Origin of the sequence: Sphingomonas sp. YR710 (assembly GCF_900101455.1) — a bacterium.
Lineage (GTDB): Bacteria > Pseudomonadota > Alphaproteobacteria > Sphingomonadales > Sphingomonadaceae > Rhizorhabdus.
On sequence record NZ_FMZJ01000043.1, the window covers coordinates 1 to 1,591 of the forward strand.

Below are 1,591 nucleotides of genomic sequence, written 5' to 3' on the forward strand. Positions count from 1 at the left end.
CGAGGCTGTGTAAAAACGCCGCTTGATGGTAGAGTTTTCTGGGATTTCGGGAGGCTTGCCGATGGGCCGTTTCGTGGAAGAACAAGACCGCCGGCAAGATTTTCTGCTGCCGGCATCGCTCGATGATTATGTCGCTGAAGATAATTCGGTCCGGGTCGTCGAGGCGTTTATCGACGAGCTGGATCTGGTGGCAGTTGGCTTTGCCGGGGCGACGCCAGCGCATACCGGGCGCCCGGCATATCATCCTTCGACGATGCTCAAGATCTATCTTTACGGCTATCTGAACCGGATTCAGTCGAGCCGGCGCTTGGAGCGTGAAGCGCAGCGCAATATCGAGCTGATGTGGCTGACCGGTCGATTGGCACCGGACTTCAAGACGATCGCCAACTTTCGACGGGACAATGGTGCAGCGATCCGGGCGGTCTGCAGCCAGTTTGTGGTGCTGTGCCGACAGTTGAGCCTGTTCGGACAGGCGACCGTCGCAATCGACGGCAGCAAGTTCAAAGCGGTGAACAACCGGGATCGCAACTACACAGAACACAAGGCGGCCAAGCGGATCGAGCAGGTCGAGGCCAGCATCGAGCGCTACCTTGCGGCCCTCGATCGTGCCGATCGCGAGGCCAGCGACGTTCCGCAAGCGCGGGTCGAACAGATCCGCGAGAAGATCGCGGGCCTGCGCGGCCAGATGCGGTTCCTGAAGGAAATGGCCGCACACGTCGAAGCGGCGCCCGATCACCAGGTGTCGCTGACCGATCCGGATGCCAGGTCCATGAACAGCAGTGGTCGCGGCACTGGCATTGTCGGCTACAACCTGCAGGCAGCGGTGGATGCCGAACACCACCTCATTGTCGCGCACGAAGTGGTGAACGAGGGCAATGACCGGGCACAACTCGCGCCGATGGGCCGGCAAGCCCAGGCAGCCATCGCAGAACCTGAAATCACCGTCTTGGCGGATCGTGGCTATATGAATGGCGAACAGGTGCTGGAATGCGAAGGCACCGGCATTTTGCCCTGCGTTCCCAGAACCGATACGTCCGGCAAGGCCCAGCGCGGTTTATTCACCAAGGCCGACTTCGTGTACGACGCCGACCACGACCGATATACCTGCCCGGCAGGGAAATATCTGACCAAGGCGCGTACGCGGTCCGACCATCACGGCGACATCGACCATTACCGCAATCTGAGCGCCTGCCACGGCTGCGCACTACGACCGCGCTGTACCACTGAAAAAGTGAAGCGCGTCAAACGGTGGAAGCACGAGGCGGTCATCGATGCCATGCAAAAGCGGCTGGACCAGTTACCCAATGCCATGGGCATCCGGCGCCGGACCGTCGAGCATGTCTTTGGTACGCTCAAATCCTGGATGGGCAGCACCCACTTTCTGACCAAGACGCTCGAAAACGTCAGAACCGAGATGAGTTTGTGCGTGCTGGCCTACAATATGAAGCGGATGATCCAGATCATGGGCATTCAGTCGCTCATTGCAGCGATCCGCGCCTGAAAGGCCGGCGCGAAGACCGGGCATTCCGTCACCGCGGCCTCCGATCCTACCATGCGGCCTCCACCTCGGCAGCGTTTCTACACAGCCTCG

General features: G+C 60.3%; 1 protein-coding gene. It reads left to right on the plus strand.

What is annotated here, in order from left to right:
* Nucleotides 1-61 precede the first annotated feature (61 nt).
* Nucleotides 62-1,501 carry an IS1182 family transposase gene (locus tag BLS13_RS20180; RefSeq protein ID WP_093454819.1) on the plus strand — a complete coding sequence of 480 codons (1,440 nt, stop codon included), beginning with the start codon at nt 62-64 and terminating at the stop codon, nt 1,499-1,501.
* Nucleotides 1,502-1,591: the final 90 nt, after the last annotated feature.

Coding starts and splice junctions, on each gene's coding strand:
- BLS13_RS20180 (WP_093454819.1), top strand. CDS start 62: ATGGGCCGTTTCGTGGAAGAACAAGACCGCCGGCAAGATTTTCTGCTG.